Source organism: Mesorhizobium sp. GW821-FHT07A06, assembly GCF_059419085.1.
The window spans coordinates 75,581-94,667 of sequence record NZ_JBWKRC010000011.1 but is presented as its reverse complement, the minus strand read 5'-3'; the positions used below and the strand labels follow the sequence as shown (position 1 = coordinate 94,667).

Sequence of the window (19,087 nt, the reverse complement as noted above, 5' to 3'; positions counted from 1 at the left end):
TCCAACAAGCCAAAACAAGGTCACGAAATCGTGTGAATACCTTCCCCTGGGGAAGGTGTGTGTGCCACGTCATCGCACCCGGTAAACAAATGATATCATTATATTAAATCGCTTTTCAGCAGGCTTGCGCGCGACGTCCTGGAAACCCGCTCTGTTGCCTTGCCGACACGGCCGGCGCCCTTTATCCGGCCGCCCCTCTACAAAAATTAATGGAAAATGATCAATTGGTGTTACCATCCGTAACAAAACAAAAAAGGTTTGGGCGGGATCGTGATTCGGATCGGCAGACGATCGCAGGAGTCAGTACCGGATGGACTACACAGCGGCGCCACAGGGCCGTCGCATTTGACGCCGGTATCCTCGATGCGCAGTTTCTGGGGGCTGATGCGGGCCTACTGGCTGTCGGATCGGTGGAAAGAAGCCTGGACGCTGACCATCGTCATCGCGCTGTTGACCGCCCTATCCAGCAAGGCCAGCGTTTGGTTTGCCATGGCTTCCGGCGAATTGGTCAATTCGATTGCCTTTCTCCACGATGCCGCCAATACCCGCCCGCTTGAGACCATCCTGACCAATGCCGGCATATTGGTGTTGCTGGTCGTTCTCAAGGACGTCGGCTTTACCGGCGTGCGCAATCTCGTCTCCGCGACCTTGCACCGCAAATGGCGTGGCTGGCTAAACGGCAAGTTCAACCAGGCCTTGCTCGACGGCAATCATACCCATTTCCATGCACAGCATGGGTCCGTGGCCGGCGGCGCCGTCACGCCCGACAACATCGACCAGCGCATCCAGGAATCGATCAAGGACATGACCGGCGGCGCTATAGGTCTCGCTATGGGCGTGCTGGGCCTGGCAACTTCGCTCTATTTTATCGGTCAGAACCTGATCCAGTCGTCGGTGGAGGTCAAAGGCCTGGAGTTCCTGGGTAGCTATGGCAGCGCTGTCCTCGCGCTTCTGGCTGTTGCCACTTACGTGCCGCTCAACACCTGGATCGCCGTCAAGCTCGGCAGCCTGCTGGAACGACTTAATATCCGCATGCAGAAAGCCGAGGGCAGCTATCGCGGCGAGCTGACGACATTCCTGCGCCGCAGCTTCCATGTCGCCGCGTCGCACGGTGAGGACGTGCAGAAAATGATGCACGACCGTCTCTACATCGATATCGATCGCACGTGGGGCCGGCTGAATGTCGTCAACACCAGTTATATGTCGTTCGAACTGATCTACAATTTCGTCGGCGCCCGTATCGTGGCCTATGCGCCGGGGCTCGTGCCCTTCATCCACAGCCGCTTGGACTACAAGGGCTACATCACGGGCTCGGAAATGGTCGCCCAACTTATCAGCCAGTGTTCGTGGTTCATCCATGTCATGCCTGCCATCGCCACGCTGCGTGCCAACAGCCAGCGTGTCACCGAATTGGCGAGAGCCATCGAGAACGTCCAGCACCCGCAGGAATTCTACAGCCAGACCGGCCGCTCGGACTTCCACTATGCCAGCCAGAATCCGGTTTTCGGCCTGACCATCCAGAAACTCGAATTGGCGCATCAGGGCGAGGATGCGACGCCGTTCCTCAGCGCCGCGAACCTGCGCTTCCGGCGCGGCGAGTGGACGTTCCTGAAAGGTGAATCCGGCTGCGGCAAGACCTCGTTGATAAAGGCGATCAACGGCCTCTGGCCCTATGGCCGCGGCACCATCGTCTTCCCCGACGGAGTGAAGAGTTTCTATGCCGCCCAGGAGGTCAAGCTGCAGCAGGTGTCGCTGAAACAGCTGGTCTGCCTGCCGGGCTCCGAACACGACCACGGCGATGCTCAAGTCGCGTCGGCGCTGCACAAGGCTGGCCTTGGTGACTTCATCGAACACATGGCCAATGAAAACCGCGAGGGCAAAAGCTGGGATCAGGTCCTGTCGGGCGGCCAGAAACAGAAGCTGGTGGTGGCCCGCATCATCCTGCAGCAGCCGGGCCTCCTGTTCCTCGACGAGGCGACCGGTGCGCTCGACCCGGAGGGCAAGATTGCCTTCCACCAGGCGATCAAGGACAATTGCCCCGATGTCACGGTGATCAGCGTCATGCATGAGGCGGTAGCGCCCAGATCGGCTGCCGGCACCGAGTTCTACCACTCGCTCGTCATGATCGCCGACGGTGTCGCCACCAAGAAGCCGCTGGTTCCGACCCTGCCCGTCGAACTCACCACGATCCTGGCCCAGCCACGGGCGGTCGAAGACAAATGGTTGCGTTTCTCGCGTCGGCTGAAACAGAAATAACGATGCATTCACTTCGACTTGCCGGACAAAACGGCAGTCGGCGATCACAGTGTCGCGATCGGAGCGATCAGGCACCGTTTTCCATCGTCACCGCGATTGACTCGGCAAGGCGCGCTCCTATGTTGCGCCGGCTTGCTGATAGTCAAACGCGAACCCGCAAGCAGAAAGGTCACCGCGCCATGCCTGGCGACAGTATTAGTCGAACGCAACCGCCGTCCGCCTAGACGTGACCTGAATGGTTCATGTCCTGCCGGACGGCAAGGAGTGAGCCATGAACGATTTCTTCCCTGTAGCGGACGACGAGGCCGTCGCCATCGCCCGCATCCTTGCAAACGACCATGTCGCCGACGTGGTCGAGGCTCTCAACCATGAATCGCGTGAAACCGCGACGGAACTGCTTTGCGCCGTACCCTTCGAGCGGCTGGTCGAGATTTTCGATCAGCCCGAACTCGAGAGTGCGCCTGAACTCGCGGAGGCCCTGCCCCGCTCCAAGGCAAGCAAGCTGCTCACCGCCATGTCTGTCGACCGGGCGGCCGACATCCTGCGCGAGCTCGACGAGCCGGCACGCTCCGAACTGCTCGGCGCGCTGGCGCCGCCGTTGCGCGCGACGTTGCTTTCCATTCTGGGCTATCCCGAAGGCAGCGCCGCATCGATCATGACGACGGAGTTCGTCAGCGTTCCCTCGGACTGGACCGTCGGGCGCACGCTCGACTATATCCGCAAGGTCGAGCGGACGCGCGAAACCGTCTACGCGATCTACATCGTCGATCCGCAGACGCACCTTCTGGTGCGGTCGACCGGCTTGCGCCGGCTCATCACCGGTGAGCTGGACGATCCGATCCTGTCGGTGGCGCCGGACCGCATGCCGGTCACGGTCACACCGCTGACCGATCGCGAAAACCTGGCGCAGACGATCTCCAAATACGACCTGCTCGCCGTCCCGGTCGTCGACCATGGCAAGATTCTCGGCATCGTCACCATCGACGACATCATCGATACGATGATCGAGGAAACGACGGAGGACGTGCACCGCTTCGGCGGCATGGAGGCGCTCGACGAGCCCTACATGAAGATGAGCTTCCTCGCCATGATCCAGAAGCGGGCCGGCTGGCTCTGCGCCTTGTTCCTCAGCGAAATGCTCACCGCCAACGCCATGCAGAGCTACGAGAGCGAGTTGGAGAAGGCGATCGTGCTCACCCTTTTCATCCCGCTGATCATGAGTTCCGGCGGCAATTCCGGCTCGCAAGCGACCTCGCTGGTTATCCGCGCGCTAGCACTGCGCGAGATCGGCCTCGGCGACTGGTGGCGGGTTGCGCTGCGAGAATTGCCGACCGGCCTCGTGCTGGGATCGATCCTTGGCGTTGTCGGTGTCTGCCGTATCACGCTGTGGCAGTATTTCGGTTTCTACGATTACGGCCCGCACTGGCCGCTGATTGCAGCGACGGTTGGCACAGCGCTGGTCGGCATCGTCACCTTTGGCTCCCTCTCGGGGTCGATGCTGCCGTTCGCCCTGAAACGGATCGGGTTTGATCCCGCCAGCGCATCGGCGCCATTTGTCGCGACGCTGGTCGATGTCACCGGGCTGGTGATCTACTTCTCGGTGGCGCTCGTCATCCTGCGCGGCACCCTGCTCTAGCACTCCCTCCGCCGCTGGCCGTGGCCGCGTTGGTCGGAACCCCACCGTCAGATCCAATGCCTGGCGGTCACCGGGGTTGATTGCTCCCTCGACGGCCGCGCTTCCGGCGGGCGAAATCAGACGCGCTGGCCGTCCTTCACGCGGTAGGTTGGCTTGTACATGGTGACAAGCTCTTCCGCCGCGGTCGGGTGCACGGCCATTGTGCGATCGAAATCATCCTTGGTCAGACCGGCCTTCAGCGGGATGCCGAGCAGTTGCGCCATCTCGCCCGCATCCGGCCCAAGAATGTGGGCGCCAAGCACCTTGCGGGAAGTGCCGTCGACCACCAGCTTCATCAGCATCTTTTCGTCGCGGCCCGACAGCGTATGCCGCATCGGGCGGAAGCTGGCGCGGTAGATCTCGATATCCGCGAAACGCTTGACCGCCTCGTCTTCCGACAAGCCCACCGTACCGATTTCCGGTTGTGAGAAGACGGCGGTCGCGATCGTTTCGTGGTCGGGCGCGGTCGGGTTGTTCTTGAACGCCGTCTCCACGAAGCACATCGCTTCGTGGATCGCCACCGGCGTCAGCTGCACGCGGTTAGTGACGTCGCTGATCGCCCAGATATTGTCGACATTGGTGCGGGAATAATCGTCGACCTTGATCGCGCCGGTCGAGGTCATCTCGATGCCGACGCCTTCCAGGCCCATGTTCTCGGTGTTGGGGATGCGCCCGATAGCCAGCATGACCTGGTCCACCGTCAGTGTCTTGCCACTGGTCAGCAGGGCGTCGAGCCGGCCATCCGGCCGCTTGCGCACCTGTTCGGTCACCGAATGGCAGAGTATCTTTATCCCCTTCTTTTCCATCGTCTCGTGCAGGGTGTGACGCAGATCCATGTCGAAGCGGCTGAGAATCTCCTTGCCGCGATAGACCAGGGTTGTGTCGACGCCGAGGCCGTGGAAGATGTTGGCGAATTCGACAGCGATGTAGCCGCCGCCTTCGATCATGATCGCCTTCGGCAACGCCTTGAGATCGAAAGCCTCATTGGAGAAGATGCAGTGTTCGTGGCCGGGCAGCGCCGGATGCGCCGCGGGACGGCCACCGGTGGCGATCAGGATCTGGTCGGCGGTCACGGTGCGGTCCTCGCCCAGAAGATGGATCACGTGCGGGTCGACGATCATCGCCCGCGAATGAAAGGTCTCGCCGCCGGCGCCCTCGACATTCCTCTTGTAGATCGCCTCCAGCCGGCTGATCTCGCGATCCTTGTTGGCGACCAGTGTCTGCCAGTTGAAACTGGCCTCTGGCACCGTCCAGCCATAGCCGGCCGCGTCGGCGAAATGCTCCGGAAATTGCGAGGCGTAGACATAGAGCTTCTTCGGCACGCACCCCCTGATGACGCAGGTGCCGCCGAAGCGGTATTCCTCGGCGATGCCGACGCGCTTGCCGAGTGCCGCCGCAACGCGTGCCGCCCTTACCCCGCCGGAGCCGCCGCCGATGACGAAGAGATCGTAATCATAACCGGCCATGAGGCAGCTCCTTGAACGTCGGAAAATGTGGGTGACAGGTAGGCCGCCAAAGGCCAAAAGAAAAGCCCGGACAAGCCGGGCTTCACAGATGGCCGCAAGGCCACATTTGAAAACGCGGGATCAGTTCTGCGTGCCGTCAACAGGAGCCGAACCATCGGCGGGTGCGGCGCCATCCGCCGGAGCAGCCCCATCAGCGGGCGCCGGTGCAGCCGGCGCCTTGGCCTTGGCGGCCGCGGCCAGCGTTTCGCCGACCTGCTGGGCGAGATCGCGGGCCAGGCCGTTCTGCCAGATGTCGGCTGCCTTGACCAAATCACGCGTCACGGCCGGACCATTGTCGAGCAGCTTCTTGCCGGCCTCGGAGCCGTAGAAGGCCGCGATGTCGTTGAGATCTTTTTCGGAAAACACCTTCGCATAGGCAAGGGCCGCTTCCTTCTCGAGATCGGCGCGGCGCGAGGCCATCGCCAGTGCCTTCTCGTTGATGGTCTTGCCGATCAGCTCCTGCATGTCCGGGTTCTTCTGGATGAGCTGCGATTCGAGCGCGGCTGCCGCCTGCGGCAGGATATTGTCGAACGGATCGGTCGCATGGATCGCCGAGACCGCCGCCCGGGCCGCCTTCAGGTGCGATTCCGTGACGTCCTGCGAGAACGCCGGCGAGGAGAAGGCGAAAACGGCCGAGGCCGCCAGAACGACGCAAAGGCCGCGAACCCGGTTATGCAACATCATGATCGGTAGAACTCCCTGGTTTTCGGGCGGCATGGACGGTTTGGATGCCGTCGCCACCGGCGATGATGGCCGCTGACGCCAGCCCGATGAAAAGACCATGCTCGACCACGCCCGGAATGGCGTGGAGAGCATTCGAAAGCGCTCTTGTATCCGGAATGCGGCCAAAAGATGCATCGAGGATAAAATGGCCGCCGTCTGTAACAAAAGCCTGGCCTCCCGTCATCCTCAATGTAATCGGACCGGAAAGGCCGAGATTTGCAGCCGCCGCCGCTACCGCGATCTCGGTGGCGCGCAGGCCGAATTGGTTGACTTCGATCGGCAGCGGAAACCGGCCGAGCGTCTCGACCATCTTCGACCGGTCGGCGATGACGATCATGCGCTGCGAGGCCGCGGCCACGATCTTCTCGCGCAGCAGCGCGCCGCCCCCGCCCTTGATCAGGGTCAGCTCCGGGTCGACCTCGTCGGCGCCGTCGATGGTGAGGTCGAGCTCGGGCGTTTCCTCCAATGTCGACAGCGGCACGCCAAGCTCGCGGCACAATGCAGCGGTGCGCTCCGACGTCGGGACACCGATGACAGTCATGCCCGTCGCGACCTTGTCGGCGAGCAATCGTACGAACTCTTCGGCAGTGGTGCCGGTGCCGATGCCCAGACGCACGCCATCGCCGACATGGGCAAGAGCCGCCCGCGCGGCCTCGACCTTCAATTGCCTCGCATCCATGCTGCCTTGCCGTCCCGAAATGTGATGCATGTCGCCCAAAAGTAACCGTGGTTTTGGGAACCACATGCGACCCGCTTTAGTGTTTTGGGCTCCTAGCATTTTTGCCGGTCCGGTCAAAGCCCCTGGTGGCCATACCACCACCGCCCTGCTTGCCTTGACGCGCGCCAGCCTTTATCGCCTGCCAGTTGTACAAACCTGCGTGGACAGACAATGATTCGCCCGACAATCGTGTTCGACCTCGACGGCACGCTGATCGATACAGCACCGGACCTGCTCGACAGCCTCAACCACAGCCTGGCCGCCAGTGAGCTCGCGGCCGTCGACGAAGCCGGCTTCAAGCGCTTCGTCGGCCATGGCGGTCGCGTGATGATAGAGCGGGCGCACGCCGCGCAGCACCGCTCGCTCGATGTCACCGAGCATGACCGGCTGCTAAAACTGTTCCTCGATCATTATACCGACAACATTCCCGGCAAGTCCCGCCCCTACCCTGGTGTCATCGAGGCGATCGCACGCTTCGAGAAGGCGGGCTACCTCCTGGCTATCTGCACCAACAAATACCAGGCCAACTCGCTGGCGTTGATCGAAGCGCTCGGCCTGACCAGGCATTTCGCGGCCATCGCCGGGCAGGACACGTTCGCCTTCCGCAAGCCCGATCCGCGCCACCTGACCGAAACCATCCGGCTGGCCGGCGGCGATCCCCACCGCGCCTTGATGGTCGGCGATTCGCAGACCGACATCGACACCGCCAAGGCCGCCGGCATTCCTGTGGTGGCTGTCGATTTCGGCTACACCGACCGCCACGTCCGCGAATTCGAGCCCTCGGCGATAATTTCGCATTTCGATGCGCTGACCGTGGATCTGGCGGAAAGGCTGATCAGCGCCGCTGGACATTGAGCGGGCAGCGACCGGCATCCTGTCGGAACAGACCAGAAAGAGTGAAGAATCCGATCGCTGTGAGAATGCCAGACACCGCCTTGACTTAACCGGTTGGCCTCCCTTATATCGCGGCTCGCTTGGCCTTCGGGCAACGAGCGGGCGATTAGCTCAGCGGGAGAGCACACCCTTCACACGGGTGGGGTCGCAGGTTCAATCCCTGCATCGCCCACCATTTTCCCCGGAATGGTTTTTCAGTCTCAGCCCCCTGCTTCGACGCTCCGGCGAATTGCAGTCCGCAAGCGCGACCTGCCAAGCATCGCGGCCATCTGGAACCAACCACCACGCCAGCGAGTTTCCTTGCGTCGAAACTTGAGGGAAAACCATGTCCAGATTTATCGTGGCAACCAGCGTTGCCGTTCTTCTTGCTGCCGGTCCGGCTCTGGCCGCGGATGACAAGCCGCTGCCGCCACCCAATGCCAAGAAGCTTTCGGAGATCATCGCCAAGGTCGAGCAGCGCGACGGCTTCCGCTATGTCAAGGAAGTCGATTGGGACAATGGCGCCTACACCGTCACCTACTACACGTCGGATAAGGCGAAGGTCGAAATCACCTACGATCCGGTGTCGGCCGAGCCTAAGTAGGAGTCGCGCCGGACACTCTCCGTTCGACGGGCCTGCCGTTTTCTCCACGCGCCTTGATCGACGATCGGAGTGCCGCAAATTGTCTATCCTTGGAGTGTGTGTGGCGGCGCCTGATCGGCGTGCTTGGTGTTTGAGGAAAGCCTTGCATGCCGGCAAGGGCGCCTGCCCTTGCGCCGGATCGTCTTTGATGGCTGACTGAACCGGTTGACTGCGCCTTAGGGGGATGGGCATGGCGACGGCGAAGCACGTGATGAAGCGCATCCTGATGATGCTGGCTGGCTATCTCGTCGCGATACTGGTCGGCCTCGTCGCCGTGGTGGCTATCTACGCCGCGCTCAGTTCCTTGCCCAACGCGCCGGCGTATTTCGACGTCATGGGGGTTACACCGATCGCCGCCCTGGTGGTGCCGCCGCTTGGCATGTTCATCTATTTCCTGACGATTGTCGTGACCGCGCTGCAGACGCTGATCTTCGCGCTGATCGCGGAGTTCTTCTCGTTGCGCAATGTCCTGATGCACATGGTCTTCGGCGCCGCTGCCGCCGCGGGCGGCTTCTTCCTGATCTGGCCGAGTTCGGCGGAGGACATGGACCCGGAGCGATGGGCCGACATCGGCATCATCGCCGCCGCCGGCCTTGTCGCTGGCCTGATCTACTGGCTGATCGCCGGGCGGGAAGCGGGCTTCCGCCGCCCGTTGTCGCAACTCTGAACGATCAGCTGGACGGCGAACGCACCGCCTCGGTCGCGTCCAGGGCCTGTTTCAGCCGCGAGTCGCGATCGTAGACATCGTCGAAATACTCGACCTTGCCGGACATGTCGGGCCACGCGGTGAAATAGGCGACGTAGACCGGGATCTTGCGCGTGACATCCTCGGTCGAATGTCCGTGCTTAAGCTTCTCGGCGACATAGTCGACCGAGGTGCCTAGCACAGCGGCTGCCATGCCGCGCGGGTCCTGCAGGCGCACGCAGCCATGGCTGAGCGCGCGCATGTCCTGCTTGAAGAATGATTTCTGCGGCGTGTCGTGCATGTAGATCGCGTGCTTGTTGGGGAACAGGATCTTCAGTTCACCCAGGGCATTGGCCTCGCTCGGCTGCTGGCGCACGCTGTAGGGAATGTTGGCGCCATAGGCGCCCCAATTGACCGCGGACGACGGAATGCGCTTCCCGCGCGAGTCCGTCACCTCGTAGCCCGCCCGGTCGAGATAGCCGGGGTCACTGCGCAATCTGGGCAGCATCTCGTTGACGATGATCGACTGCGGCACGCCCCAATAGGGATGGAAATCGACCTGCTTGATCTGGTCGTAGAAGAACGCCGTCTGGTTGGTGACCCGGCCGACGACGGCGCGCGTCTTCAGCTTTTCCTCGCCATTGTCGATGTAGCTGGCGGTGAACGCGGGCTGGTTGATGAAGACACGCGGGCTGCCGAGATCGGAAGGCAGCCAGCGCAGCTCCTCCAGCGCCACCTGTACCTTGAGCAGCCTGTCGGCCTTCGAGGTACCGGCCAGCAAGGCGACGGTGCGCGGACCGATGACGCCGTCGCCCTTCATGCCTTCCTTGACCTGCACCGCCTTGATCAGCGGCACCAGTTCGGGGACGTAGACCTCGCTGGTCGCCAGCCGCGACAGGAGCTCGCCATAGGTGCCGCCCATGTCGTCATCGAGATTGCGCGCGATCAGCGACAGCAGCTTCGGCAGTTCGGGGCTGGTCTGCCCCGGCTTCAGCAGCAGCTTGGGGTCGACGACGATCTCGTTCTCGGCACTTGCCTGCAGGGATTCCAGCTCGACGCGCAGCGCCTGATATTCCGCATTCTGCGGATGCCGCGATTCGAGGTAAGTGCGCACTTCCTGCGTATGCGCCAAGGTCTTCAGTACGCCGACCATGTCGAGCGGCTTGGCCGGGAAATCATAATAGCCGGTCATCCGGTTGGGCTCGACACGGCCGCTCTGGGCATCATGGGCGTAGCGCAAGACGCGCGCCGAAAGCGCCATTTCGAAGCGCACCAGTTCCTTCAGCTTGGCTGCGTCGTCCACGGAAGCCGAATTCACGGCCGGTACGTCGACCGTATAGTCGGCTGGCGTCAAGCCATAGCTCGCGGCCTCGCCGAGCACCCGAACCGCATCCTGGGCTCGGTTGTTGAGGCTGGTTCCGCTCACCCAGATGAAGTCCGGATTGGCCGAATAGTACGCGATCAGCGCCTTGGCGATATCGGGCTCGGCATAGAGTTCGTAGTCGCTGAGACCTGCAATGGCATCGTGGAAAGCAGCTCCAGTGGCTGACGGAACGAACGCCGCGTCCTGCGGCGTTGCGGGCTGGGGTGCCGCCGACAGCGTCGAGAAGTCGACGCGCACCAGTCTATCGGCCTTGTAGGTGTAATAGGATGGGCTGCTGATCTTTACGCCGCCGCCAGCAGGAACTTTGGGCTTGGGTTTGTGCTTGGGCGGAGGCGGAAATTCCCCTTGCGGCTCATGCCTGACACCACCGCCGAACAGCATGTCGAAAAGCCCTTGCGCACCGGCTTGAGGCGCGCCCAGGGCGAGCGTTGCCGCGATCGCCATCAGCGGCATCGCGGTTGCTTTGTTTCCGAGGAATTTCATCAATCACCCGCTCCGGTCGCAACCGGTTCCCGTTCCGCACGCTAGACCGTCTCGCTCACCGCATGGCGGATGTAAGGCGCGACTATACTGATTCATACCGATTTCGTTAAGCTTTCATAAATTTCGGAAAGCCTGTTGCAGAACGGTTTCACAACATCGTGACGGCGGGAGCGAGGGTGTTTCAGCTCCCGCCTGGGAACTCCGCAAAACTCAGGCGTTGGCGCCGCCATCGATGGTCAATGCGGCGCCGGTCACGAAACGTCCTTCAGGGCCGGCAAGCCACGCGACCATGCCGGCGATGTCGTCGGCCTTGCCGAATCGCGGCATGGCCATCTTCTGGCGCTGGTGCTCGGCATGCGGTCCGTCCGCCGGGTTCATGTCGGTGTCGGTCGAGCCAGGGTGGACGACATTGGCGGTGATGCCGCGCGGACCGAGGTCGCGCGCCAGGGCCTTGGTCAACCCGACCAGCGCCGCCTTGCTGGCGGAATAGGCGCCGAGGCTGGTGTCGGTGACGCGTTCGGCGAGATTGCTGCCGATCGAGATGATCCGCCCGCCCTCGCCCATATGAGCCGCCGCGGCCTTCGAGGCGATGAACGGAGCTCTCAGGTTGACCGACATGGTCTCATCGAAATCGGCAAGCGACAGCGTATCGATGGGTGCCGCGCGCCAGATGCCGGCACTGTTGACCAGGATGTCGAGCCGGCCGAAGGCACCAACGGCCTGATCGACGGCTCTGTCTATCGCCACGGCATCCCGGTTGTCGGCCCTGATCGCAATGGCACGGCCGCCCTTGGCCTCTATATCGGCAATAACGGAGAGAGCCTGCTCCTCGCCGTTCACATAAGTCAGTGCGACGGCCGCGCCATCGGCGGCCAGGCGCCGTGCAATCGCCGCCCCGATGCCGCGGCTGCCACCCGTGACAAGGGCGGCCTTGCCGTTCAAATTGCTGGAAGACATTCGTTTCTCCATTTATGTATCGATCAATACATAAATGTCTGGCAGTCTTGCCCGGTTGCGTAACTGATTTATGTATCGATCAACACAGAAAAAGCGCCATGCCGGAAAGAGGCCGTCCCCGTACATTCGATAGAACCGCGGCCCTGCGGCGCGCGATGGAACTCTTTTGGGCCAAAGGCTACGAGGGCACTTCGATTGCCGAGCTGACCGCGACGATGGGCATCAATTCGCCCAGCCTCTATGCCGCCTTTGGCAGCAAGGAGGCGCTGTTCCTCGAAGCGACCGAATATTACACGCAAGCCGAAGGAACGGAAATCTGGGCCGCATTGGACCAGGCATCGACGGCATGCAAGGCGATCGAGAACTTCCTGCGGCAGACAGCCAAGGCTTATTCGCGGACCGATCGCCCGCAGGGCTGCCTGATTGCACTGGGTGCACTGCACGAGGACTCAAGCAGCGGAGCCATCTGCGCGGATTTGCGCCGGCGTCGCGCCGGAAACCTCACAGCCCTGCGCAAGCGCCTCGAGCGCGGCGTGGCCGAGGGCGAATTGCCGGCGAAATTCGATTGTCGTGCCGTGGCGACCTTCTTCGCCACGGTTCAGCATGGCATGTCGATCCAGGCGCGGGATGGTGCGTCGCGCGCCGCCCTTCTGGCGACCGTGGCCGGGGCGATGGCGGCGTGGAAGACGATGGCCGCAACCGAGGCGGCGTGACAAACGCAAGCTGGTGTGCTCGAAATTCGGACCTGCCACCAAGGGCCGGGAGGGGACGACGGTGAAAAAGGGTTATCGCGAACTGCTCGACGAGGCCAATGCCGAGATCGAAGTGGTTTCGCCTGAAGAAGCGGCGGGATTGCTCGAAGATGAGGGCACGATCTTCGTCGACTTGCGCGACCCTCGCGAGGTCGAACGTGATGGGAGAATACCCGGCGCCAAACATGTCACTCGTGGCATGCTGGAATTCTGGATCGATCCCGAGAGCCCTTATCACAAGCCGTTTTTCGCCTCGGGAAAGAGCTTTGTCTTCTTTTGTGCCGGCGGCTGGCGCTCGGCGCTCGCCACCAAGACCGCGCAGGACATGGGACTGACGCCGGTCAAGCACATCCTTGGCGGCTACACAGCCTGGAAGGCGGCCGGACTGCCGATCGAGCCCGGCGAGAAGAAGAAGTAGCCCAATGCATGTCGCTCAAAAGTGGTCCCGGGTTTGAGACAACGATATGCATGGAACGAGGACCGCGGCTCAATGCAGCAATGACGGCTCGTGGTTCCCCGCGACGAAGGCAACGGCGCGTTCGACAACGCCCTTGTCCGCAAGAATGCGGCGGTGGCCGAGCCCGTCGGCCCAGTGCAGCCGCACATGACCGCCGGCGCCGGCATAGCGTCTCGCATGCTCAGCCGGTACCTCGCGGTCATCAGGCGCGTGGATGATAAGCGTCGGCACCGGCGCCTGTGCGAGCTGGCGGTCGCCGGTGAATTCATGCAGGGGCCGGCCGGACAAGTGTTCGACACGGTCCGCCATGGCAAGCTGCGAGCGGGGACCGACATTGAGCATGCGGCTGAAGTCGGCAAAGATCGCCGGCAAGGAACTTGGCGCCGCGATCAGCACAAGACGCCCGGCCGCCAGCGGCGGAATGTTCTTGACCGAACCTGCGATGGCGTTGGCGGCAACGGCGCCGCCGAAGGAATGGCCCACCGCCGCAACGAACGGACCGAACCATTCGCCGGCGACCCGCACCGCGTCAACCGCGTTGACCATGTTGAGATGCCGGCCCTGCGAATGGCCGTGGCCCGGCAGGTCCAGCGAAACGACCCTGTAGCCGGCGGCGCGATAGCCTTCGATCAATGCACGCATGTATTCGGTGCGCGAACGCCAGCCATGGACGACGAGCACGGTGCCGGGAGCCACCCTGCCCGGCTCCGGCCGGAATTCGTGCACCGCCACGCAGCCGGTCGCCGTCTTCAGCCGATGATGGCGCGCCTCGGTCATGAATTCAGCGGCACGGCCGATGGCACGACGCTCAGCGTCGGTCAGCGCCCTGGCGCTCGGCGTACGGCAGAACAGTTCGAAGGCCGCCCGCCCGGTGATGCGCGGCGCAATATGTTCGGCCGCACCAAACACACCTCGGATGACCTTCAGCCCGAATGATGCCATAGTGGGAATCCATCCATACGTTCAAGCATGAACATAATAGTTCAAAGATGAACAATAAACAAGAGCTGCCCTGGGACAACCCGCGTTTTCGCAACTGGGTCGCGGTGGCGCGCGCCTGCCATGTGCTGGAGCGCACGCTGGCGGTGAAGCTCGCGCCGCTGGATCTCAAGCCTGCGCAGCTCGACGTGCTGATGAACCTCTACCGCCATCCCGGCATGTCGCAGCACGACCTTGCACGCAAGCTGCTCGTCGGCCGCTCCAACATCACAATGCTGTTGCCGCAGCTGGAGACGCGCGGCCTGCTGCGCCGCGAGGGCGACGAGAAGGACAAGCGCATCCTGCGGCTGGCCCTGACCGAGGCCGGCGAGGCGCTGCTGATGCAGGCGCTGAAAGTGCATATGGCGCTGATCGAAAAAGCGATGAGCCAGTCGACACCGGAACAGTGCGACATGATCGGCGAACAGATGCGCAAGATTTACGATGTGCTGAAGGAAGCCTAGCACCAAGGTGGGCCGGGATTCAGGTCAGGATGCGCCGAAAATGGTGGCTTCGAGAGCCGGAGCGGAGCGTACTCAAAGTACGTGAGCACCGGAAGCGCAGGAGGCCGCCATTTGCAGGCCAGCCTGACCTGAATGTCGGTGCACCGGTCACCACATTGTTTTCTTCGCCCGCTCCGGCCATTCCTTGTCATAGGTTTCGCCGTCGATGTTCTTGCGGCTGGTGATTTCCAGGATTTTTCCGGGCGTCGGCAGCGACTTCGGGTCGACATGTTTCGCCGGGTTCCACAACTCGGACCGCACAATGGCGCGAGCGCATTGGAAATAGACCGAATCGACGTCGATGACGGTCACCGAACGCGCCGCCTTGCCGTCGACCATGAACGATGCGCAAAGGGCGGCATCCGTGGTGAGGTGCGCGCGGCCGTTGATGCGCAGCGTCGTACCGGAGCCCGGCACCAGGAACAGCAGCCCGACGCGCTGATCCCTGATGATGTTTTTCAGCGAATCGGCGCGGTTGTTGCCGCGCCGGTCCGGCATCATCAACGTCTTGGGATCAACGATGCGCACGAAGCCGGCGAGATCGCCGCGCGGTGAACAGTCCAGCCCCTCCGGGCCGCTGGTGGCCAGTGCAACAAAGGGCGAGGCCTCGATAAAAGCGGCATATTCGGGAATGAGGTGGTCGAGTTCCTTGACCAGCGAGGCTTCGCCGGGAAAGCCATAGAGCGCTTCAAGCTGTTCGACAGTGGTGATGAGCGACATCTTTTTCGTCTCCGGATCTTTGCCGGCGCTACTCCAGATGTGTGACGCCTTTACGACGCCAGCTTAGCGGTCACGGCTCAGCCCCTTTTCCGCAAGCTCGGCAAGGTAGGCATTCCAGCGCTCATCCTTCTCATGGCCGAGCGTATGGAGGTAGTTCCAGGTGAAAATCCCGGTGTCGTGGAAATCATCGAAGGTGATACGCACCGCGTAGTTGCCGACCGGGTCGATCTTCAGGATGGCCACGTTGCGCTTGCCGGGAACCGTCACCCGTTGCTCCGGAGAATGCCCCTGCACCTCGGCCGATGGCGAGGCAACCCGCAACAGCTCCGCCGGCAATTCGAATGGCTGGTGATTGGGAAAGGTGACCGACAGCAGTTTGCGGTCCTTGGAGACCCTGAGTTCTTTTGGCGCGGTCATGCAGTTTCATCCCGTATCGATTGCCCTTCCCTACGCCGCTTCGCGAAAGGGGAAAAGTCCTGATAGACGACCGACACACCGTGTCGGCTCCGGGATGTTACCAAAGATCGAGAAGCGGTATCTTGAATGGCGGGCTGGATCGTATCACATAGCTGTATATAACGACGCCGATAACGGCCACGGAAACGCTCGAACATGAACATGATCGACCCCTTTGGTCGCACGATCAGCTATCTCAGAGTGTCGGTCACCGACCGCTGCGATTTCCGTTGCACCTATTGCATGGCCGAAGACATGGCCTTCCTGCCGAAGAAGGACCTGTTGTCGCTGGAAGAGCTGGACCGGCTCTGCACCGTCTTCATCCAAAAGGGCGTCAGGCGGCTGCGCCTCACCGGCGGCGAGCCGCTGGTGCGCAAGAACATCATGCATCTGGTGCGCCAGCTCTCGCGCCACCTCGACAGCGGCGCGCTCGAAGAACTGACGCTGACCACCAACGGCTCGCAGCTGTCGCGCTTCGCCGCCGAACTCGCCGATTGCGGCGTCAAGCGCATCAACGTCTCGCTCGACACGCTCGACGCCGACAAATTCCACCAGATCACCCGCTGGGGCCATCTCGACAAGGTCATGCAAGGCATCGACGCCGCTCAGGCGGCCGGGCTGAAAGTCAAGCTCAACGCCGTGGCGCTGAAGGACTTCAACGACGCCGAACTGCCCGACATGATGCGCTGGGCGCACGGCCGCGGCATGGACCTGACCGTCATCGAAACCATGCCGATGGGCGAGATCGACGCCGACCGCACCGACCAGTACCTGCCGCTGTCGCTGCTGCGCGCTTCGCTGGAGCGCCAGTTCACGCTGACCGACATTCCCTTCAAGACCGGCGGCCCGGCCCGCTACGTCCACGTCGCCGAGACCGGCGGAAAGCTCGGCTTCATCACGCCGATGACGCATAATTTCTGCGAAAGCTGCAACCGGGTCAGGCTGACCTGCACCGGCACGCTCTACATGTGCCTCGGCCAGGAGGATGCCGCCGACCTGCGCGCGCCCTTGCGCGCATCCGAAGGTGACGAACTTGTCGCCGATGCTATCGATGAGGCTATCGGCCGCAAGCCGAAAGGTCACGATTTCATCATCGACCGTCGCACCAGCCGCCCGTCGGTGTCCCGGCATATGAGCGTGACGGGCGGCTGACCTTCCTGTCGATCTGTGCAAGGATTGCTCCCGGTCATTGGCTTTGGGGCAGCAGATGCGGCGGCTTTTTTCGGTGATTGTGGCTTTCGCGACTATTGCAGCAAGCAGCGCAATCGCGGCACCCTTCACCTATGTGAATGAGCGTTTCGGCACCGTCTGCACCTTTCCCGACGAGATCTTCACCGATCGTCAGCCCGAGCCCGAAAATGGCGACGGACAGGTATGGTTGAGCGCGGACGGCGCCGGCCTGACCTGCTCCGGCATCCTCAATGTCGACGACGATACGCCGAGAGGCTTTGTCGCGGAAGAAAAGGCAAGCAAGGAACCCGGCTATACCGTCACCTATAGCAAGACCGGCAGGAACTGGGCGGTGCTGTCGGGGACGAAGGATGGAAAGATCTTCTACGAGCGGCGCCTGTTCGGCCGCGATGGTGTTATTCGCACGGTCTGGATCGATTACCCGCCGGCTCTCAGGTCGAAATATGATCCACTGGTCGGCGCCATCGCCGGCAGCCTCAAGGGGCCATGAAAACTGCGGCGCGCCCAAGAGCATTTTAGCCACACCGCGAACAAATCTCTGCCTGCAATGTCCATCTGATTTACTGGTGACGGTTTCCCGCCTAGCGTTCGTTTCGTAGCGGCTGTCGCTTTTTGGGGGAATACATCATGCACAAATTTCTGCTTTCGCTGGCTCTGCTTGGGCTTGCCGCCCTGCCCGCGGCAGCGCAGTCGATCGGCGGCACTTACACTGTCGCCGGCACCAACTTCGATGGCTCGGCCTATGGCGGCGAAGCCACCATCACGCTGACCAGCGGGACGACCTGCACGATCCATTGGGAGACGGGCGGCTCCTCCTCGGACGGTATCTGCATGCGCAATGACGACGCATTCTCCGCCGGCTATGTCATGGACAAGGATATCGGCCTCGTTGTCTACAAGGTCGAGGAGGACGGCTCGCTGCATGGCCTGTGGACGATCGCGGGCAAGGAAGGCAACGGCACCGAAGTGCTGACGCCGAAGAAATAGCATCGCCCAGGCTGGTTGGTTCCGGGAGGCGGAGCGGCCTCCCGGAACGATCCGTGACGAAGCCGGAATGTGATTTCAACCCGGGCCACGGCGATTCTCCCTGTTCTGGCACAGCCCTTTGCCATTGCTGTTTCGCGGTGGGCTGGTACAGGCTTGCTTGCTCAGGCAATCGGTAGATGTCTTGCCCTTATCTCCAAATCTTCGCGGCGCGTTGTTCATGATGGTGGCGATGGTTGGCTTCACGCTCAACGACGCCATCACCAAATACTCTTCGCAATCGATGAACATGGCGCAGGTCATGCTGATCAGGGGGGCTTTTGCCTCACTCTTCGTTGGCTTGCTGGCCTGGCAACGTGGCGCGCTTTTGCAGCCGCGCCTGATGCTGCAGCCATTGGTGGCGATCCGAGTCTTGGGCGAAGCGGGTGCCACCGTGTCGTTCCTCGTGGCGCTGGCCCATTTGCCGATCGGCAGCGTCTCGGCGGTTCTTCAGGCGCTGCCGCTGGCGGTGACGATGGGTGCCGCGCTGTTTTTCGGCGAACCAGTCGGCTGGCGACGCTGGATGGCGATCGCCATCGGTTTTGCCGGCGTGCTGATCATCGTGCGGCCGGGCTTCGACGGCTTCAGCGTCTATTCCCTCGTGGCGCTGGTCAGCGTTGCATGTTGCACCGTGCGGGATCTCGCCACCAAGCGTATCCCCCAAGTCATACCGACGATGCTGGTCTCGACCGCCACCGCGCTGGCAATGACCGTCGTCGGCGCGGCGCTGTTGTCGCCGATGGGTGGCTGGACGCCGATGACCGTCAAGAGCACGACGCTGCTGGCGCTGGCCGCGGTGCTCGTGCTTGTCGGCTATCAGTTCATCATCATGGCGATGCGCTCGGGCGAGATCTCCTTCGTCGCGCCATTCCGTTACACCGCGCTCCTCTGGTCCATACTGCTTGGCTTGATCGTCTTCGGCGATTTCCCGGACATGCCGATGATCGTCGGCGCGGCGATAGTCGTCGGCTCGGGTCTTTATACGCTTTACCGCGAACGGCTGGTCGGCCGGCGAAGGATCGTCGCCGAAAGCACCGGGCCGGCCATGGCGCCGGACGGAATCTAACCCTTGAAGCTGCTTGCGATTTCCGGCGGCTGGCGTAGA

20 protein-coding genes and 1 tRNA gene are annotated in these 19,087 nt (G+C 62.3%); 13 read left to right on the top strand and 8 right to left on the bottom strand.

The genetic code is table 11. The features are described from left to right. The first annotated feature begins 363 nt into the window (after positions 1-363). Together AC07SZ_RS27595 and mgtE are read left to right on the top strand one after the other, a co-directional pair. Positions 364-2,256, top strand: a complete 1,893-nt coding sequence (locus AC07SZ_RS27595) for an ABC transporter ATP-binding protein/permease (RefSeq protein WP_056577250.1) — start codon at positions 364-366, stop codon at positions 2,254-2,256. A 271-nt stretch (positions 2,257-2,527) separates the two neighbouring features. Beyond that, complete coding sequence (mgtE, locus tag AC07SZ_RS27590) at positions 2,528-3,892, top strand: magnesium transporter (protein ID WP_494916729.1); 1,365 nt, start codon at positions 2,528-2,530, stop codon at positions 3,890-3,892. A gap of 116 nt (positions 3,893-4,008) precedes the next feature. Here mgtE and gor read toward each other — a convergent pair whose 3' ends face one another. From gor to rpiA, 3 genes are all read right to left on the bottom strand, one after another. Then, complete coding sequence (gene gor / locus AC07SZ_RS27585) at positions 4,009-5,397, bottom strand: glutathione-disulfide reductase (protein ID WP_494916728.1); 1,389 nt, start codon at positions 5,395-5,397, stop codon at positions 4,009-4,011. A gap of 120 nt (positions 5,398-5,517) precedes the next feature. Beyond that, positions 5,518-6,120 (bottom strand): DUF2059 domain-containing protein, encoded by a 603-nt coding sequence (locus tag AC07SZ_RS27580; protein WP_494916727.1) that lies wholly within the window; start codon positions 6,118-6,120, stop codon positions 5,518-5,520. Next, a complete protein-coding gene (gene rpiA / locus AC07SZ_RS27575; RefSeq protein WP_494916725.1) occupies positions 6,107-6,838 on the bottom strand; it encodes a ribose-5-phosphate isomerase RpiA in 732 nt (243 codons plus the stop codon). The genes AC07SZ_RS27580 and rpiA overlap by 14 nt, the downstream gene beginning before the upstream one ends. Positions 6,839-7,048: 210 nt before the next feature. Here rpiA and AC07SZ_RS27570 point away from each other — a divergent pair, with 210 nt between their 5' ends. The 4 genes from AC07SZ_RS27570 (at position 7,049) to AC07SZ_RS27555 (ending at position 9,060) form a co-directional block, all read left to right on the top strand. Next, on the top strand, positions 7,049-7,732 hold the full coding sequence (locus tag AC07SZ_RS27570) for a phosphoglycolate phosphatase (protein ID WP_172373771.1): 684 nt from the start codon (positions 7,049-7,051) through the stop codon (positions 7,730-7,732). A gap of 139 nt (positions 7,733-7,871) precedes the next feature. After that, a tRNA-Val gene (locus tag AC07SZ_RS27565) sits at positions 7,872-7,946 on the top strand. A gap of 150 nt (positions 7,947-8,096) precedes the next feature. Beyond that, complete coding sequence (locus AC07SZ_RS27560) at positions 8,097-8,354, top strand: PepSY domain-containing protein (RefSeq protein WP_056577234.1); 258 nt, start codon at positions 8,097-8,099, stop codon at positions 8,352-8,354. A 223-nt stretch (positions 8,355-8,577) separates the two neighbouring features. Beyond that, positions 8,578-9,060, top strand: coding sequence for a hypothetical protein (locus AC07SZ_RS27555; RefSeq protein ID WP_056577231.1), 483 nt, complete (start codon positions 8,578-8,580; stop codon positions 9,058-9,060). 4 nt (positions 9,061-9,064) lie between these two features. Here the strand turns inward: AC07SZ_RS27555 and AC07SZ_RS27550 are convergent, their stop codons facing one another. Together AC07SZ_RS27550 and AC07SZ_RS27545 are read right to left on the bottom strand one after the other, a co-directional pair. Further along, positions 9,065-10,945 (bottom strand): L,D-transpeptidase family protein, encoded by a 1,881-nt coding sequence (locus AC07SZ_RS27550; RefSeq protein ID WP_494916724.1) that lies wholly within the window; start codon positions 10,943-10,945, stop codon positions 9,065-9,067. A 210-nt stretch (positions 10,946-11,155) separates the two neighbouring features. Continuing rightward, entirely contained in the window at positions 11,156-11,902 is a 747-nt protein-coding gene (locus tag AC07SZ_RS27545; RefSeq protein ID WP_494916723.1) for a 3-oxoacyl-ACP reductase family protein, read from the bottom strand. Between the two features lie 98 nt (positions 11,903-12,000). On the opposite strand from AC07SZ_RS27545, the gene AC07SZ_RS27540 reads away from it, so the two are divergent. Continuing rightward, a complete protein-coding gene (locus AC07SZ_RS27540) occupies positions 12,001-12,615 on the top strand; it encodes a TetR/AcrR family transcriptional regulator (RefSeq protein WP_056577225.1) in 615 nt (204 codons plus the stop codon). Positions 12,616-12,676: 61 nt separating this feature from the next. Further along, positions 12,677-13,072 carry a rhodanese-like domain-containing protein gene (locus AC07SZ_RS27535; protein ID WP_056577222.1) on the top strand — a complete coding sequence of 132 codons (396 nt, stop codon included), beginning with the start codon at positions 12,677-12,679 and terminating at the stop codon, positions 13,070-13,072. A gap of 69 nt (positions 13,073-13,141) precedes the next feature. Here the strand turns inward: AC07SZ_RS27535 and AC07SZ_RS27530 are convergent, their stop codons facing one another. Continuing rightward, positions 13,142-14,053: an alpha/beta hydrolase gene (locus tag AC07SZ_RS27530; RefSeq protein WP_494916721.1), complete on the bottom strand. Its 912-nt coding sequence runs from the start codon at positions 14,051-14,053 to the stop codon at positions 13,142-13,144. Positions 14,054-14,100: 47 nt separating this feature from the next. Between AC07SZ_RS27530 and AC07SZ_RS27525 the strand changes: the two genes are divergently transcribed. Further along, positions 14,101-14,553 carry a MarR family winged helix-turn-helix transcriptional regulator gene (locus AC07SZ_RS27525; protein WP_027028975.1) on the top strand — a complete coding sequence of 151 codons (453 nt, stop codon included), beginning with the start codon at positions 14,101-14,103 and terminating at the stop codon, positions 14,551-14,553. Between the two features lie 147 nt (positions 14,554-14,700). Here the strand turns inward: AC07SZ_RS27525 and AC07SZ_RS27520 are convergent, their stop codons facing one another. Both AC07SZ_RS27520 and AC07SZ_RS27515 read right to left on the bottom strand, forming a co-directional pair. Then, positions 14,701-15,312, bottom strand: a complete 612-nt coding sequence (locus AC07SZ_RS27520) for a pyridoxamine 5'-phosphate oxidase family protein (protein WP_494916720.1) — start codon at positions 15,310-15,312, stop codon at positions 14,701-14,703. A gap of 63 nt (positions 15,313-15,375) precedes the next feature. After that, complete coding sequence (locus tag AC07SZ_RS27515; protein ID WP_056577214.1) at positions 15,376-15,729, bottom strand: gamma-butyrobetaine hydroxylase family protein; 354 nt, start codon at positions 15,727-15,729, stop codon at positions 15,376-15,378. Between the two features lie 195 nt (positions 15,730-15,924). On the opposite strand from AC07SZ_RS27515, the gene moaA reads away from it, so the two are divergent. The 4 genes from moaA (at position 15,925) to AC07SZ_RS27495 (ending at position 19,048) form a co-directional block, all read left to right on the top strand. Beyond that, positions 15,925-16,920, top strand: coding sequence for a GTP 3',8-cyclase MoaA (moaA, locus tag AC07SZ_RS27510; protein ID WP_056577212.1), 996 nt, complete (start codon positions 15,925-15,927; stop codon positions 16,918-16,920). 55 nt (positions 16,921-16,975) lie between these two features. Next, positions 16,976-17,449 (top strand): hypothetical protein, encoded by a 474-nt coding sequence (locus AC07SZ_RS27505; protein WP_494916719.1) that lies wholly within the window; start codon positions 16,976-16,978, stop codon positions 17,447-17,449. Between the two features lie 137 nt (positions 17,450-17,586). Next, positions 17,587-17,946, top strand: a complete 360-nt coding sequence (locus AC07SZ_RS27500) for a hypothetical protein (protein WP_056577206.1) — start codon at positions 17,587-17,589, stop codon at positions 17,944-17,946. A gap of 181 nt (positions 17,947-18,127) precedes the next feature. Then, positions 18,128-19,048, top strand: a complete 921-nt coding sequence (locus tag AC07SZ_RS27495) for a DMT family transporter (protein ID WP_494916718.1) — start codon at positions 18,128-18,130, stop codon at positions 19,046-19,048. Positions 19,049-19,087 lie beyond the last annotated feature (39 nt).

Coding starts and splice junctions, on each gene's coding strand:
- AC07SZ_RS27530 (WP_494916721.1), bottom strand. CDS start 14,053: ATGGCATCATTCGGGCTGAAGGTCATCCGAGGTGTGTTTGGTGCGGCC.
- AC07SZ_RS27580 (WP_494916727.1), bottom strand. CDS start 6,120: ATGATGTTGCATAACCGGGTTCGCGGCCTTTGCGTCGTTCTGGCGGCC.
- AC07SZ_RS27540 (WP_056577225.1), top strand. CDS start 12,001: ATGCCGGAAAGAGGCCGTCCCCGTACATTCGATAGAACCGCGGCCCTG.
- rpiA (WP_494916725.1), bottom strand. CDS start 6,838: ATGGATGCGAGGCAATTGAAGGTCGAGGCCGCGCGGGCGGCTCTTGCC.
- AC07SZ_RS27505 (WP_494916719.1), top strand. CDS start 16,976: ATGCGGCGGCTTTTTTCGGTGATTGTGGCTTTCGCGACTATTGCAGCA.
- AC07SZ_RS27545 (WP_494916723.1), bottom strand. CDS start 11,902: ATGTCTTCCAGCAATTTGAACGGCAAGGCCGCCCTTGTCACGGGTGGC.
- AC07SZ_RS27560 (WP_056577234.1), top strand. CDS start 8,097: ATGTCCAGATTTATCGTGGCAACCAGCGTTGCCGTTCTTCTTGCTGCC.
- AC07SZ_RS27550 (WP_494916724.1), bottom strand. CDS start 10,945: ATGAAATTCCTCGGAAACAAAGCAACCGCGATGCCGCTGATGGCGATC.
- gor (WP_494916728.1), bottom strand. CDS start 5,397: ATGGCCGGTTATGATTACGATCTCTTCGTCATCGGCGGCGGCTCCGGC.
- mgtE (WP_494916729.1), top strand. CDS start 2,528: ATGAACGATTTCTTCCCTGTAGCGGACGACGAGGCCGTCGCCATCGCC.
- AC07SZ_RS27525 (WP_027028975.1), top strand. CDS start 14,101: ATGAACAATAAACAAGAGCTGCCCTGGGACAACCCGCGTTTTCGCAAC.
- AC07SZ_RS27570 (WP_172373771.1), top strand. CDS start 7,049: ATGATTCGCCCGACAATCGTGTTCGACCTCGACGGCACGCTGATCGAT.
- AC07SZ_RS27555 (WP_056577231.1), top strand. CDS start 8,578: ATGGGCATGGCGACGGCGAAGCACGTGATGAAGCGCATCCTGATGATG.
- AC07SZ_RS27595 (WP_056577250.1), top strand. CDS start 364: ATGCGCAGTTTCTGGGGGCTGATGCGGGCCTACTGGCTGTCGGATCGG.
- AC07SZ_RS27500 (WP_056577206.1), top strand. CDS start 17,587: ATGCACAAATTTCTGCTTTCGCTGGCTCTGCTTGGGCTTGCCGCCCTG.
- AC07SZ_RS27515 (WP_056577214.1), bottom strand. CDS start 15,729: ATGACCGCGCCAAAAGAACTCAGGGTCTCCAAGGACCGCAAACTGCTG.
- AC07SZ_RS27520 (WP_494916720.1), bottom strand. CDS start 15,312: ATGTCGCTCATCACCACTGTCGAACAGCTTGAAGCGCTCTATGGCTTT.
- moaA (WP_056577212.1), top strand. CDS start 15,925: ATGAACATGATCGACCCCTTTGGTCGCACGATCAGCTATCTCAGAGTG.